This window comes from Duganella sp. Leaf126 (assembly GCF_001423125.1).
In the GTDB taxonomy this organism is placed as follows: domain Bacteria; phylum Pseudomonadota; class Gammaproteobacteria; order Burkholderiales; family Burkholderiaceae_D; genus Rugamonas.
Window position 1 is genome coordinate 41792 of record NZ_LMNW01000005.1, and the last position, 15194, is coordinate 56985.

At 65.6% G+C, this 15194-nt stretch carries 11 protein-coding genes; 8 read left to right on the plus strand and 3 right to left on the minus strand.

The window, feature by feature from the left end; all coding sequences use genetic code 11:
• Positions 1-8 precede the first annotated feature (8 nt).
• Positions 9-2096, minus strand: a complete 2088-nt coding sequence (locus ASF61_RS06415; RefSeq protein ID WP_056152733.1) for a 3-hydroxyacyl-CoA dehydrogenase NAD-binding domain-containing protein — start codon at positions 2094-2096, stop codon at positions 9-11.
• Between the two features lie 325 nt (positions 2097-2421).
• Here ASF61_RS06415 and ASF61_RS06420 point away from each other — a divergent pair, with 325 nt between their 5' ends.
• The 5 genes from ASF61_RS06420 to ASF61_RS06440 all read left to right on the plus strand — a co-directional run bounded on the left by ASF61_RS06420 (position 2422) and on the right by ASF61_RS06440 (position 8980).
• Entirely contained in the window at positions 2422-4119 is a 1698-nt protein-coding gene (locus ASF61_RS06420; protein WP_056152735.1) for a methyl-accepting chemotaxis protein, read from the plus strand.
• A gap of 2 nt (positions 4120-4121) precedes the next feature.
• Positions 4122-4943 carry a protein-glutamate O-methyltransferase CheR gene (locus ASF61_RS06425; RefSeq protein WP_056152739.1) on the plus strand — a complete coding sequence of 274 codons (822 nt, stop codon included), beginning with the start codon at positions 4122-4124 and terminating at the stop codon, positions 4941-4943.
• A 10-nt stretch (positions 4944-4953) separates the two neighbouring features.
• Positions 4954-5535, plus strand: coding sequence for a chemotaxis protein CheD (locus ASF61_RS06430; RefSeq protein ID WP_056152742.1), 582 nt, complete (start codon positions 4954-4956; stop codon positions 5533-5535).
• Positions 5528-7171: a chemotaxis protein CheW gene (locus ASF61_RS06435; protein WP_229205737.1), complete on the plus strand. Its 1644-nt coding sequence runs from the start codon at positions 5528-5530 to the stop codon at positions 7169-7171. Before ASF61_RS06430 ends, ASF61_RS06435 begins: the two co-directional genes overlap by 8 nt.
• 420 nt (positions 7172-7591) lie before the next feature.
• Complete coding sequence (locus ASF61_RS06440) at positions 7592-8980, plus strand: amino acid permease (RefSeq protein ID WP_082491249.1); 1389 nt, start codon at positions 7592-7594, stop codon at positions 8978-8980.
• A 110-nt stretch (positions 8981-9090) separates the two neighbouring features.
• Here the strand turns inward: ASF61_RS06440 and ASF61_RS06445 are convergent, their stop codons facing one another.
• Both ASF61_RS06445 and ASF61_RS06450 read right to left on the minus strand, forming a co-directional pair.
• Positions 9091-10266 carry a polysaccharide lyase family 1 protein gene (locus ASF61_RS06445; protein ID WP_200919812.1) on the minus strand — a complete coding sequence of 392 codons (1176 nt, stop codon included), beginning with the start codon at positions 10264-10266 and terminating at the stop codon, positions 9091-9093.
• A 131-nt stretch (positions 10267-10397) separates the two neighbouring features.
• Positions 10398-11090 carry a pentapeptide repeat-containing protein gene (locus ASF61_RS06450; RefSeq protein WP_056152752.1) on the minus strand — a complete coding sequence of 231 codons (693 nt, stop codon included), beginning with the start codon at positions 11088-11090 and terminating at the stop codon, positions 10398-10400.
• A 115-nt stretch (positions 11091-11205) separates the two neighbouring features.
• On the opposite strand from ASF61_RS06450, the gene ASF61_RS06455 reads away from it, so the two are divergent.
• The 3 genes from ASF61_RS06455 (at position 11206) to ASF61_RS06465 (ending at position 15132) form a co-directional block, all read left to right on the plus strand.
• Complete coding sequence (locus tag ASF61_RS06455) at positions 11206-12507, plus strand: DUF445 domain-containing protein (protein WP_056152755.1); 1302 nt, start codon at positions 11206-11208, stop codon at positions 12505-12507.
• A gap of 78 nt (positions 12508-12585) precedes the next feature.
• Positions 12586-14157 carry an ABC transporter substrate-binding protein gene (locus ASF61_RS06460; protein WP_056152758.1) on the plus strand — a complete coding sequence of 524 codons (1572 nt, stop codon included), beginning with the start codon at positions 12586-12588 and terminating at the stop codon, positions 14155-14157.
• The gene (locus ASF61_RS06465) at positions 14158-15132 is read left to right on the plus strand and encodes an ABC transporter permease (protein WP_056152761.1); all 975 of its coding nucleotides are present in this window, start codon (positions 14158-14160) and stop codon (positions 15130-15132) included.
• Positions 15133-15194: the final 62 nt, after the last annotated feature.

Below are 15194 nucleotides of genomic sequence, written 5' to 3' on the forward strand. Positions count from 1 at the left end.
GGCCATGCTCAGCCGTTGAAGCGCCCGCCCTCTGCGGCCAGGCGCGCAAGCAGGGGCGCCGGAGTCCAGGCGTCGCCGTGGCGCCCGGCCGCGAAGCGCTGCATGGCCGCGAGGACGGCCGGCAAGCCTACCGTGTCGGCATAGAACATCGGTCCGCCCCGGTAGGCCGGGAAACCGTAACCGGTCAGGTACACCATGTCGATATCGGAGGCCCGCAAGGCGATTCCCTCCTCGAGGATGCGGGCGCCTTCGTTGACCAGCGCATACACGAGCCGCTCGACGATTTCCCGGTCCGCGATCTCGCGCCGCTCCAGGCCCAGCTGCGCCGAATGGGCGACGATCATGGCATCGACCTCGGCATTCGGGTGCGGCGTGCGCTGGCCGGGGCGGTAATCGTACCAGCCGGCGCCCGTCTTCTGGCCGAGCCGGCCCATGGCGCACAGCAGGTCGGCGGTCCTGGAATAGGCCAGTTCCGGCTTTTCCACCGCGCGGCGCTGGCGGATGGCCTGGCCGATGTCGTTGCCGGCCAGGTCGGCCATGCGGAACGGCCCCATGGCAAAACCGAAGCGCTCGGCTGCCGCATCCACCTGCGCCGGCAAGGCGCCTTCTTCGAGCAGGAAACCGGCCTGGCGGCTGTACTGCTCGATCATGCGGTTGCCGATGAAACCGTCGCACACGCGCGCGACCACGCCGGTCTTGCGCAGCTTTTTCGACAGTGCCAGCGCGGTGGCGATCACATCGACGGCGGTTTCCCGGCCACGCACGATTTCCAGCAGCTTCATCACGTGGGCGGGACTGAAGAAGTGCAGGCCCAGCACGTCCTGCGGACGACCGGTGACCGCCGCGATGGCGTCGACGTCGAGGGTGGACGTATTGGTGGCCAGGATGGCGCCCGGCCGTGCGACTGCATCGAGCGCGCGGAACACGGCCTGCTTGACAGCGAGGTCCTCGAACACCGCTTCCACCACGATATCGGCCTGCGCCAGGTCGGCATAGTCGAGCGTGCCCCGGACCAGCGCCACGCGCTGCGCCAGCTGTTCCGGTGTCAGCCTGCCCTTGGCCACGGCGTTGTCATATAAGGTGCGCAGCGACGCCAGGCCCTTGTCGAGCGCATGCTGCGAGGTTTCCAGCAGGGCCACCGGCATGCCGGCATTGAGGAAATTGATGGCGATGCCCACGCCCATCATGCCGGCGCCGACCACGGCAGCCGAGGTCAGCGGGCGCAGCGCCGTATCGGCCGGCACATCGGGTACCTTGCCCGCCACCCGCTCGGCAAAAAAGGCGTGGCGCAGCGCCTTCGATTCGGTCCCCTGGATCAGGTGCATGAAACGCTCGCGTTCGAACTTCATGCCCTGCTCGAACGGCATGCTGACTGCTGCCCCCACGGTGGCGATGCATTCGAGCGGCGCCGGGTAGCCGGGCGCCCGGGCCAGCGCTTGCGCACGGGCGTGCTGCAGCACGGCGTCCGCCTGCGGGTGGGTGACCGCGCGCGCGCGCACCTTGGGCAGCGGGCGCACGTCGGCGATGCTGTCGGCAAACGCGATTGCCGAAGCGATCAGGTCGGCGCCGGGCTCGAACACGCGGTCGAACAGCGGCGTCTGCGCCAGTTGCTCGGACAACACCGGCTCGCCGGTGACGATCATCTGCAGGGCCGGTTCCAGCCCCAGCACGCGCGGCAGGCGCTGGGTGCCGCCGGCGCCCGGCAGCAGGCCCAGCTTCACCTCGGGCAGCGCGATTTTCGCGCCCGGCAGCGCCACGCGGTAATGGCAGCCGAGCGACAGTTCCAGCCCGCCGCCCATGCAGATGGTGTGGATCGCCGCCACCACCGGCTTGGTCGCGCTCTCTGCGGTGGCAATCAAGGTATGCAGGGTCGGCTCGGCCAGCGCCTTGGGCGAATTGAATTCGCGGATATCGGCGCCGCCCGAAAACGCCTTGCCGGCGCCGGTGATCACGATGGCGCGCACGGCGTCGTCAGCCAGCGCACGCTCGATGCCGGCAACGGCGGCAGTCCGCGTGGCCAGTCCCATGCCATTCACCGGCGGATTATCGAGGGTAATTACGGCAACGGCGCCGTGGACCTGGTAGTGGGCAGTCATGTCTCGTCCTTGTTGTAGTGAGCTGGCAATGCAGGCCGTGATCGTACCTGAAATCTTGATCGAAAAGCCAGTGCTTTGAATGCGGCGGTAAAACTTTTATTTAAGGAGAATAAACGCGCCCATTCAAATGCCGGTTTGCGGAAATATTAATTCAACGTGGAAAATAAGGTACAGCAGCAGCGGAAAGCAGGGCGGCGCACTTGAAATAATCGTGGCCAGCCTGAATAATAAAACGCATTAGAAATCGGCCCCACATTAATGCCGAGGCTGCCGGATTTAAATATTTGCTTTTGAAATAATTCTCACCAAATATAACAGGACCCTCATGGAAGCGCATAATCAAGCCATACATACCCGCGAACAGGACTTGCAGGCGATTAATACCGCGCTCAACCGCGTCCAGGCGCTGATCGAGTTCGATCTGGATGGCAGCATCCTGCACGCCAACGAGAATTTTCTTTCCACCATGGGTTACACGCTGAGCGAGGTGCAAGGCCAGCATCACGCCATGTTCTGCGATCCCGATTACGTGCACTCGGGCGCCTACCAGGCCCTGTGGGACAAGCTGGCCCGCGGCGAATTCGACCGCGGCGAATACAAGCGCCTGGCCAAGGGCGGGCGCGAGATCTGGATCAGCGCCTCGTACAACCCGATCATGGACGACGACGGCAAGCCGTACAAGGTGATCAAGTTTGCCACCGTCATCACCGACAGCAAACTCAAGAACGCCGAACACGAGAGCAAGATTGCCGCCATCAGCAAGGCCCAGGCCGTGATCGAGTTCGACATGAGCGGCCACGTGATCGGCGCCAACGACAATTTCCTCGACGTGATGGGCTACGAGATCGACGACATCCGCGGCGAACACCACCGCATGTTCTGCGAGCCCGAGTATGCGGCCAGCAGCGATTACAAGCGTTTCTGGCAAAAACTCAACCGCGGCGAATTCGATACCGGCCGTTATAAACGTCTCGGCAACAATGGCAAAACCGTATGGATACAGGCTACGTATAATCCGGTACTCGATTTGAATGGCAAACCTTATAAGGTTGTGAAATTCGCCAGCGATATTACCGCGCAGGTGGAACTGGAAAATTCGGTGGTGGCCAAGGCCGAATCGGACAGCGCCAAGATTCATAAATTGCTGCTGTCGGTGGAGCGCGCGGCGCAAGGCGATCTGACCAGCGAAATCGATATCTCGGGCGACGAGGCGCTCGACCAGCTGGCCGAAGGCATCAGCAAGATGATCGCCGACCTGCGCAAGCTCATCGGCGAGGTGGTGTCCTCGGCCAGCGGCCTGTCGGACGCCTCGACCACCATCGCCGAGCGCTCTAACGCGGTGGCGGTCGGCACCCAGGCGCTCGGCGCCACGGTCGAGGAAATGAACGCGTCCATCGACGGCCTGAGCAGCTCGATCAACATCATTGCCGGCAACAGCGCCAACGCCGACGCGCTGGCCAAGGATACCCAGCGCGAGGCCGAGGCCGGCGCCAAGGCGGTCGCCAAGTCGATCGAGGCGATGGACCTGATCAACCGGTCGTCGGAAGACATCGGCGAAATCGTCAAGGTGATCAGCGAAATCGCGACCCAGACCAATATGCTGGCGTTTAACGCCGCCATCGAAGCGGCGCGCGCCGGCGAACACGGGCTGGGCTTCTCGGTGGTGGCCGACGAGGTACGCAAGCTGGCCGAGCGCTCGTCGCAGGCGACCAAGGAAATTTCCAAGCTGATCAACGAGTCGGTCAAGCGTGTCTCGGCCGGCAGCGAGATTTCGCGCCAGGCCAGCGTCGCGTTCGACAAGATCGTTGCCGGCGTGGCCAAGACCACGGTGGCCATCTCCGACATCTCGACCGCCACCAACGAGCAGCAGCTGACCGCGCGCGAGGTGGCCACGGCCGTGCAATACATCGCCGAGGAAGCGGAAAAATCGGCGGCCGCCTGCGACAGCATCGCGCGCTCCACCGAGGGACTGAACCAGCGCGCAGGCGACCTCAACAAAACCGTGTCCGGCTTCGTGGTGTGACCATGTCCCTGTCCGCCGGCATCCAGCCCGAAACCTTGACCGCGCTGATCGCGCTGGTACGCGAACACACGGGCATTGCCATGTCCGAGCGCAAGAGCGTGCTGCTGGAACGGCGGCTGCGCCCGCGCATGCAGGCGCTGGCGATCGGCAGCTACCAGGCCTACCTCGACAAGGTGGTCAAGGACCGCGCCGAGGTCCCGCACTTTATCGACCTGGTGACCACCAACGACACGCTGTTCTTCCGCACCCAGCAGGTGTGGGACTACATGGAGCAGGATTTCCTGCCGCAGTGGCAGCGCGAGCACGCCGGCCAGCCGCTGAAGATCTGGTCGGCAGCAGCCTCGAGCGGCGAGGAGCTGTATTCGATGGCCATCCTGTGCGAGGAGTTCAAGGCCAGGACGCCGGGCTTCGGCTACCGGATTTACGCCACCGATATCTCGCAGCAGATCCTGGCCCATGCGCGCAGCGGGCGTTACGCCGGCCGCTCGGTGGAAAAGCTCCGCGCCACGCACCCGGAATGGGTCAAAAAGTATTTCCAGGCCAGCAGCAATGGCCTGCAAGTGATGGAAGCACTGAAAAAACACGTGGAACTGGCCCAGCACAACCTGCTCACGCCATTGAAACCGCCGAAACAGTTCGACCTCGTGTTCCTGCGTAATGTCCTGTTCTACTTCGACCAGGAGCACCAGGAGGCCGTCCTGCAGCAAGTCCGCCACAGTATGGCGCCCCATGCCAGGTTGATCCTGGGCGAATCCGAATCGATCACAGGCCTCGACACCGCCTACCAGTTCGACCGGCCGATGATCTACAAGCTCGACCAATAACGGGGCAGCCATGCACGCACTCCCACATCCGTTTATCGCCACGCCGATCGCGTGGTTCGACATCGACGCCGCGCCGGTGGCCACCACCGGCAGCCAGCGCTGCTTCCACATCGCCAGCGGCGCATTGCGCGTGGGCGCCCGCACCGACCAGATGCAGGTGCTGCTCGGCTCGTGCGTGGGCATCGCCCTGCTGTGGAAAAAGCGCGGCCGCTGCGGCCTGGCCCATTGCCTGCTGCCCGGGTCGTCGGCGCCACCGGCGAACCTGGGTGCGCGCTACGTCAGCCAGGCCGTGCCTTCGCTGCTGCGCCTGATGGGCGCCTGTGCGGCCGATTACGCCGACATCGAGGTGGTGGTGGCCGGCGGCGCCAATATGCTCGAGGGATGTTCGTCGCGCCTGCGGATCGGCCAGCAAAACATCGACGCCGCCCGCAGGCAGCTGGATTTGCACGGCTTGCGGCTGCGCTTTGCCGACGTGGGCGGCAACTGCGGCCGCACCCTGACCGTCGATTGCGCCACGCAGGAAGTCAAAGTATGCGCAATCGCGCCAACGGCCCCGGCGCGGGCCCGCAGCCGGGTGGCGCTCCATGCCTGATACCGTCGATAACGGCATGGCGACCGGCGACCTGGCCCCCGCGCAGAGACCAACGCAGCCGGTGCCGCAGGCACCGATGCCACCATCAATGCCGGCGCAGCCGGCCGCGCCATCCGTCGAGCTGTTCGGTTCCTTCCTGCTGGGACCGGACGAGTTCGCCCTGCCCGCTTCCTGCATCCGCGAAGTGGTCAATTACCCGGACCGGATGACGGCCGTGCCGCTGGCGCCGCCGTTCCTCGACGGCATGTTCAACCTGCGCGGCACGGTGATCCCGGTCGTCAATCTCAGCCGCGTGTTCGATCCCGCCGCGCCGTCGGCCGACCCTGCCCACAAGATCGCCATTCTCGATTACCAGGGTGTGCTGATCGGCATCCTGTTCCACGCCACCGGCGAAATCCTGCGCGTGCGTCCCGAACAGCGCAGTACGCTCAGCTATGCGCCCGGCGCCCGCCACGCGGTGGTCGCCGGCACCATCCTGCTGGCCGATGGCGCCCGCCTGCTGCAGGTGCTCGACCCGGCCGCGCTGGTGCGCATCGAAAACGTGCCGCAGGTGCTGGCCCTGCAGAGCGCCGGACGCCAGGCCGCGCGCCGGCAGCAGGGCGAGCGGCGCCAGTGCGTGAGTTTTCGCGCGGCCGGCTCGGCGTTCGCGTTCGACATGGGCGCGATCCAGGAAATCATCCGCGTGCCGGAAATCCAGCCGTCCATCCTCAACAGCGCCTTGTGCCTGGGCCGCATCAATTTTCGCGGCAGCCCGGTCGCCATCGTCTGCTTCGGCACGCTGCTCACGGCCCCGGGCGCTGCCAAGGACGCCAACTGCGCAGCACGCGAGTACCTGCCCGACCAGCGCATCGTGATTGCCCGCATCGACGATGCCACCATCGGCTTCCTGGTCGATTCGGTCGACAGCATCGTCCATTACTATGCCGAAGACCTGATGCCGATCCCGCTGCTGAGCCGCGCGCGCGCCGGCATGTTCGCCGGCTGCATCGCCCGGCCGTCCGGCGCCGACGTGATCGTGCTCGACCACCGGCAGATCCTGTCGAGCGCGGAAATCGTCGAGATGCGCAATGGCCACGCGCGCCTGTATCCGACCGACGAGACGGCGGCGGCCAGCCTGGCCGCGCGCGAGGCCCGGCGCATCCAGCGCCGCGTCTATCTGACCTTTGCGCTCGACAATATCTACGCCGTCGAAATCAAACAGGTGCGCGAGATCATCGATTACACGGCCGAGATCGCGCGTCCGCCCGGCATGCCGGACTTTATGCGCGGCATGCTCAACCTGCGCCAGCAGATGATTACCGTGATCGACCTGCGCAGCCTATACGGCATGGCGCCGGCCGAAGCCACCGCGGACACCAAGATCCTGGTGGTCGAACGGGCGGGCGCCCTCGGTGTGGAAAAATTCGGGCTGATGGTCGATGCCGTGCAAGACATCATGACCATCGAAGACAGCCGCCGCTTCACGGCGCCGCGCATCATGCGCGGCACGGGCGCCGACAGCAAGGGCCCGAGCAGCGATATGCCGGACGTCATCGACATCGAGGGCGACGGCGCCAGCCACCAGACGCTGAGCGTCTTCGAATGCGACCGCCTGCTGCAACGGCTGGCCGACCAGCTGCGGGCTGCAGCTGCCTGACGCCGCATCGTCGCCGGCGCCATTTTTGCCCGGCGCCGGCTTTCTGACCTGGACCTCTACCGTAGCGGCCGCCTGAGACCGACTTGCCATATCGGGTAAGGACCTGATGTCGTTAAGCGGAAAGTATTGACTTTGTCAGCATTAAAACGTTCAGAACGTCGTCCCTGCGCAGGCGGCGACCCAATGTGGCGGACATGCCGACGCGTCTCGCAGAACTCGGGTACCCGTCTTCGCGGGTACGACGGAGGGGAGGACCTTCGTTGAACGGTTCTGACCGCAGCAGAAACGCCTGCTGCATTTCTACAATAATGCAACAAATGAAAGTATCGCCAGGCCGTCATCTTCCTGTATTATTTGCCGTCGCCGCGACCCGGGACACGGGGTGCAATCCCGCCACCATAAAAATATCTGGAGCCTGATTTGAGCCTTTTTAGAACGAAGAACCTCGACGATATGATTGCCGGTGCCAAGAAGCCCGGCGGTCTGGCCAAAGTACTCGGTCCATTCGATTTGATCCTGATGGGCATAGGCGCGATTGTCGGGACCGGCATTTTCGTCCTGACCGGCACCGGCGCCGTCACTGCCGGCCCCGCACTCACCCTCTCCTTCGTGGTCGCCGCCATTGCCTGCGGCTTTGCCGCACTCTGCTACGCCGAGTTCGCCTCGTCGGTGCCGGTGGCAGGCTCGATCTACACCTATACCTACGCCACGCTGGGCGAACTGGCGGCCTGGATGATCGGCTGGGACTTGCTGCTCGAATACGGCCTGGCCTGCGCGGCCGTGTCGGTGGGCTGGTCCGGCTATTTCCAGTCGCTGATCGCCGGCTTCGGCTACCAGCTGCCGGTGGCGCTGACGGCGGCGCCTGGCGCCATCCCCGGCGTGTCCACCATCATCAACCTGCCGGCGCTGGTCATCATGCTGGTGCTGACCGCCATGCTCGGCTGGGGCGTGCGCGAATCGGCGCGTGTCAACAACATCATGGTGGCCATCAAAATCGGCGTGGTGCTGCTGTTTATCGTGGTTGGCGCACGCCACGTACAGCCGGCGAACTGGCAGCCATTCATGCCTTATGGCTACAACGGCATGCTGAGCGCGGCCGCGCTGGTATTTTTTGCCTTTATCGGTTTCGACGCCGTGACCTCGGCGGCCGAAGAAGTCAAACGTCCCGAGCGTGATCTGCCGATCGGCATCATCGGCTCGCTGGGCGTGTGCACGGTGCTGTACGTGGTGGTGGCCGCGATCATGACCGGCATCGTGCCGTACAAGGAATTCCTCGGTGTCGACCACCCGGTCACGCTGGCGCTCAAGTATGCGGGCGAAAACTGGGTGGCAGGCTTTGTCGACCTCGGCGCCATCCTCGGCATGACCACCGTGATTCTGGTGATGGCGTACGGCCAGACCCGCATCATCTTTGCCATGTCGCGCGATGGCCTGCTGCCGAAAAAGCTGTCGTCGGTGCACCCGAAATTCCAGACGCCGTTCTTTGCCACCTGGATGGTGGGCCTGTTCTTCGGCGTGGTGGCAGCGTTCGTGCCGCTCAACATCCTGACCGAGCTGATCAACATCGGCACGCTGGCCGCCTTCAGCCTGGTCTCGATCGCGGTGGTCATCATGCGCAAGAAACGCCCGGACCTCAAGCGCACGTTCCGCGTGCCGCTGGTGCCGCTGATTCCGGCGCTGGCCGTGATCTTCTGCGTGCTGCTGATGACCTACCTGAGCTGGCACACCTGGGTGGCGTTCGCGATCTGGATCGCGCTCGGCCTGATCGTCTATTTTGCTTACGCCCGCAAGCATTCGCTGCTGAATTGACGGCAACCTCGAAAACGCGCCCACCTTCACACCGGCGCAGGCGTTTTCGAGGCCACCTGAAGTATTGCTGCACAAGGCAAGCCCGACCGGCTTGCCGTCCTTCCTCCCTGTCAGTCCACGCTGATCTTGCCGGTGCCCGCATTGCCGAGCACCGACTGCCTGACCGCAGCCGCCGACATCGGCGATACCGCGTACGGCAGCGACCATCCCACCGCGTTACTGAAGCTGCACTTGCCGGCCAGGTTCAGCGCTGCGCCGTTGAGCAGCGAGCCGGCGTCGGTCACTGCGCCAGACTTGCTGGCCGAACCCGGGTTGGTGACGATGTCCGCGCACGCGCTGGCGCCGGCGATGTCGAAGGCATTGTTCTGCATGATGATCTTGGCCTTGTAGCCGACGCCCACGCTGTAGTGATGCGGATAGACCTTGTGCGACTGGCTGCCCTCGAAATAGTTGTTATACAGGTGGACCTTGCCGAAGCGCACCCGCGGCGCGCGCTCCGAAACGTTCAGGTAATGGTTGTTGTGGAAGGTGACGGTCAGGTGGCCGTCGTCGGTGGTGCGGCTGTCGGACGAACCGACCAGCGTGTTTTTCTGGTGCAGCTCGAAGCGGTTGTGCGAAATCGTCACGTAGTCCGAGCCGTTCTTGACGTCGAGCGCGCCGTCGTGGCACTGCTTGAGACGGCCGTTGGCGGTAGGCAGCTGGTCATCGGTTTTCGGCGCGTCGGTGAAGACATTGTGGTCGATCCAGATATTCTTCGAATTGAGCACCGTGATGCCGTCATACTCGGAATTCCAGTTGCCGGCGCTGCCGTCTTCCGGATCCCAGATCGGGTTGATGTCGCAAGGATTGATGATATTGAGGTTGCGGATGATGACATTCTGGATGCCGTTCAGCACCAGGTTCGCATTGACCAGCTTGGTATTTGAACCGATGCCGATCAGCGTGGTGTTGCTGTTCAGTTTGATCTGCAGGCGCGCAGCCTGGTCGTTGGCATCCTTGTAGGCGCCGCCGTTGTCGGCCGTGGTGGGGTCGATGGTGCCGTACAGCTTGATGATCTTGGGCTTGTCGCCCTGGGCCTTGAGCGCAGCGAGCAGCTGCGCTGCCGAGCTGACCTTGTAGGTCGCAGCGGCCGATGCGCCGGCGCCGCCCTTGGTGCCGCCGTTCTGACCGGCCCAGCCGGTCGAGGGCGCCGTCTGCAGGGTGTCGTCGGCGTGCACCGGCGCGGTGGCAAAGGCTGCCAGCACAGCCAAGACGGCTGCCGTCATGTGGATAGGTTTGCTCATCATGTTATCTCCGTTGTTGTTATAGGGATAATTCCCTAAGGCAACGCTAGCAGAAATAACAAGCAAAATCACCTGCTTTTCCAGCCCCGACGCCAGAATGCCGAAAAAAGTCGCAGAATGGGGAAAACGTTATACTAAATTACCACAAAATCGAGTGCCCGCAGGAAGCTTGCCGCTTGTGCATGGGAAATGATGGCACCCTTGAAGACGGCTGCATCGGACAATTTCAACCCTTCGATATCGGTCGCGCGCAGGTCGGCGCCCTGGAACCGGGCCTGCTTGAGCACGGCATTGCGCAGGCTGCCCCCTTCGAAGGTGGCGTCGCGGAAGTCGCAGCCGGCCAGATACGCATCCGAAAAATCGTTTTCTTTCAAAAGTGCCTTCCGGAATGACAAACCGCGCAGGTCGGCGCCCACCAGCAGGCATTCCTCGAACAGCAGCCCCAGGTGCGCCACTTCCTCGAACGCAGCGCCGGTCAGCTTGCAGCCGCAATAGCTGACCGAGGCCAGCTTGGCGCGCCGCCACCTGGTGTTGTTCAGGTCGCAGCTGTCGAAGCGGGCGTCGACCGCGTCCGCCGACTCGAAATCGGCGCCGCCGGCGCGGCAGCGCTGCCACACGGTGCGCGCCAGCTTTGCCGCGAACAGGGTGGCGCCGGCAAACGTGCAGCGCTCGAACGTGCATCCCTGCAGGTCGAGCCGCGACAGGTCCTCATCATCGAACGCGCAGTGTTCGAAGCGGCGCACGTCCTGCGCCAGGTGCCGGGCCAGCTGGTCGCGGTCGAGCGCGATGCCGGAAACGGTGGAAGGGGGTGAGCTAGCTGGTGCCATGAAAACGGTTCCTCGATGCGGGTGGCCGACATTTTACCCGCAGCAGTGCCGCGCGTGCGACCGCTCCCGCGCCCCCTGCCCTACAATGCGATCAGATCAACCGGGGGGAAACCGCTTGGAACGTGAACTCGACATCATCCGCCAGCTCGACGACCAGGAAGCAGTGCTGCAACGGGCGCGCCTGCGCACCATGCAGCTGGTGGCGCTGGGCCTGTTGCTGCTGGCGGCGCTGCTGTTTGCGCTGGCGCGCGCGCAGCGCCACGGCCATCCGGCCTGGGGCTACCTCGAAGCGTTTTCTGAAGCGGCCATGATCGGCGCGATTGCCGACTGGTTCGCCGTGGTGGCGCTGTTCCGCCACCCGCTCGGCGTCCCGCTGTGGCACACGGCCATCATCCCCAACAGCAAGGACCGCATCGGCAAAAGCCTGGGCAAGTTCGTCGAAAACCATTTTATTACCGAGGCGGCGATCAACGCCCGCCTGCGCGAGGTCGATATCGCCGGCAAGGCGGGCCGGTACCTGCAGGATCCCGCCCACGCCGAGCGGCTCACGCGCTGGACCGGCCCTGCTCTGGAACAGCTGCTGCAGTCGCTGGACCAGGACAGGATGCGGCGCCTGGTGTGCGACACGGCCGCCCGCGAACTGGCGCGGCTGGACCTGGCCAGCCTGGCCGGCGACTGCGTCGATGCGCTGATCGCGGAGGACCAGCCGCAGCACCTGGTGGACCTGCTGCTCGACCAGCTGGGCGAGTACCTGTCGGACGAGGGCAACCACGAAACCATCGGCAACGTGGTGCAAAGCGCGGTCAATACCGACAGCTCGGTGGTCGAATACGCGCTGCACAAGGCCATGCCGCGCCTGATCCGCTCCACCATCCGCAAGGTGGCCGATGTCCGGGTCGACCGCCAGCACCCGCTGCGCGCGCGTCTGGGCGCGTGGATCGCCGACAGCGCGCTGCGCCTGAAGGCCGATCCGCAGTGGCAGGCGGCGATCGCCCGCTTCCAGCACGACGCCCTGGCCAGCGACAAGGTGCGCCACATGCTCGAAGGCCTGTGGGATGCGCTGCGCAGCCGCGTGCAGGCCGAGCTGCACAGCGCGGCGCCCGGGGTGCCGGGCCGGATACCGGCAGGCCTGCAAACGCTGGTGCAGAACGCCGGCCGCATGCTGGCCGAAAACCAGGCCATGCGCGAGGGCCTGAACCGGCTGCTGGAAGCGGGCAGCGCGCAACTGGTGCGCAATTACCGTGGCGAGGTGGGACTGTTCATCGAAACCCAGCTGGCCCGCTGGACCCGCGACGAAATGAGCAATCGCATCGAACTGGCGATCGGCCGCGATCTGCAGTTCATCCGCATCAACGGCACGGTCGTCGGCGGCGTGGCCGGCCTGCTGATTCATGTCATCGTCCAGTACACGGTGTAGGTGCGCCGGCGCCATCCCGCACTGGCCGCAGCGGCCCACATGCTTTACCATGCGAGGTCTTTCATCACTTTGCCGTCCATGAGCCCAGTGTCCGTCTCGTTCCTGCCACGCCTGGTCGCCGCCCTGCTCGCGCTGCCGCTGGCGGCGCCGTACGTCCTGGCCGATGCCGGTCACGTCCACGAACTGGCGGCGGCCAGCGCCGATACGCTGACCGTGGTCGGTCCGTGGGAATTGACCGGGATCGAGCCGTCGCGCAGCGGCTTCATGTTCACCCGCATGGAAGTCACCCAAACCCTGCTCGATGTCGATGACCAGGGCCGCCTGCGACCGGCCGCCGCCAGCAGCTGGGATGTCTCGCCCGACCAGCGCGAATGGCGTTTCTTCATCCGCCAGGGCAACCGCTTCCATGACGGCTCGGCGCTGACCGCCAATACGGCGCTGGTGTCGCTGCGGCGGGCCTTGACGACGCCGGGCGTGCTGCAGCTGGCCGGCATCGAGGACATGTACGCCGAGCGCGGCGCCATCGTGGTGCGCCTGCGCCGCCCGTTCGCGCCGCTGCCCTATCTGTTCACGCAGTACGGCACCCAGCTGCTGGCGCCGTCGTCGTTTGCCGCCGACGGCCGCGTGACTGCCATCGTCGGCAGCGGTCCGTACCGCATCAAGTCGATCACGCTGCCGCAAATGTTCGAGACCGAATTTGCCGCGACCTGGAACGGCGACGCGCCGGCCGTGCGCCGCGCGCGCTACATCAGCGTATCGCGCGCGGAAACGCGGGCGCTGATGGCGCAAAGCCGCCAGGCCGACCTGGCCTTTACGCTCGATCCGCCCAGCATCCGCCGCCTGCAGCGGCAGAACGGCGTGTCGCTGGTGGCGCAGAACCTGCCGCGCACCACCTTCCTGAAACTCAATGCCGCCCACCCCTTCCTGCGCGACGAGCGCGTGCGCCGCGCGATCAGCCTCGGCGTCGAGCGCGAAGGCATCGCCAGGGCGCTGTTGCGCGATGCCGACCTCGGCGCCACCCAGCTGTTCCCGCCCGCGCTGGCGCGCTGGCACCAGCCGGCGCTGGCGCCCTTGCGCACCGATCCTGGCGCCGCCCGCGCGCTGCTCCGGCAAGCCGGCTTCACACCCGGCGCCGACGGCATTCTGCGGCGCGACGGGCGCCGCTTCGCGCTCACGCTCTATACCTTTGTCGATCGCCCGGAACTGCCGCTGATCGCCTCGGCGATCCAGGAAGAGATGCGCCAGATCGGCATCGCCGTGCGGGTAGTGGTCGGCAATTCCAGCGACATCCCGTCCGGCCACCGCAGCGGCACGCTGGAAATGGGACTGGTGGCGCGCAATTTCGGCACCACGCCGGACCCGACAGCGACCATGATCGGCGACTACAGCAACGGCGGCGGCGACTGGGGCGCGATGCACTGGCGCGACGCCGCGCTCGACGCCGCGCTGGGCCGCCTGGCCAGCGGCGAAGCGCCGGCCGCCCAGGACGCCGACCGCCAGCACGTGGCCAGCCGCCTGCAGGAAGCGCTGCCGGTGGTGCCGGTGGTCTGGTACCGCCAGACCATCGCCGTCTCCAGCCGCGTCGGCAATGTCAGCGTCGACGCTTTCGAGCGCAGTTACCGCATCAGCGACATGAAGTGGACCAGGTAGATGAACACGATGAGCCTGTTGTTTGCAACCGCGCGGCGCTGGTCGCCGCTGCTGGGGCGGCGCCTGCTGCAGGCGCTGCTGGTGGCCCTGCTGGTGGGCACGCTGTGCTTCTTCATGACGCGCTGGCTGCCGGGCGACACTGCGTTCCGCATCGCTGCCGGCCGCTACGGCTACGACATGGTCGATGCCGCCGCTGCCGATGCGGTGCGCGCGGAACTGGGCCTGAACCGCCCCGCGCTGGCGGCGCTGGCCGACTGGTGGGGACGGCTGCTGCGGCTCGATCTCGGCGTCTCGCTGGTGACGGCGCAGCCGGTGATCACCGAGATCGGGCTGCAACTGGGCCAGACCCTGCGCCTGTCGTTCTGGGCGGTGCTGCTGTCGGTCGTGCTCGGTCCCGTTCCGGGCGTGCTGGCCGGGCTCAGGCCCGGCGGCTGGTTCGACCGCACCACGCTGGCCGTGTCGGTCATGCTGCGCGCCATGCCGCCGTTCGTGCTGGGACTGCTGCTGGTGCTGGTGTTTTCGGTGGAGCTGAACGCACTGCCCGCGGCCGGCCACGTGGACCGGGGCAGCGTGGCGCTGCCCGCGCTGACGCTCGCGCTGGGCCTGGCAGCCGTGTCGTCGCGGGTTGCGCGCGACGCCATGGTGGCCGTGCGCGGCAGCGCCTATTATGCGTTCGCGCTGACCAAGGGCCTGTCGCCGTCGCAGGCGCTGGCCAGCCACGGCGTGCGCAACGTCGGCGTGCCGGTGGTCGCCTACCTGGCCGTGCAGCTGGTCTACCTGGTCGAAGGCGTGGTGCTGGTGGAAACCATCTTTGCCTGGCCCGGCATCGGCCACGCACTGGTGCACGCGATCTTCGGCCGCGACGTGCCGATGATCCAGGGCACGGCGCTGGTGCTGGGCCTGATGTTCGTGCTGTTCAATGCATTGGTGGACCTGGCCTGCGCCGCCATCGATCCGCGCCGGCGGCCGCAGTGACAACGACGATAGCGCCGATGAGCAAACCATGACCGCCCCTTTCCCTACCACGCCGCAGCCGG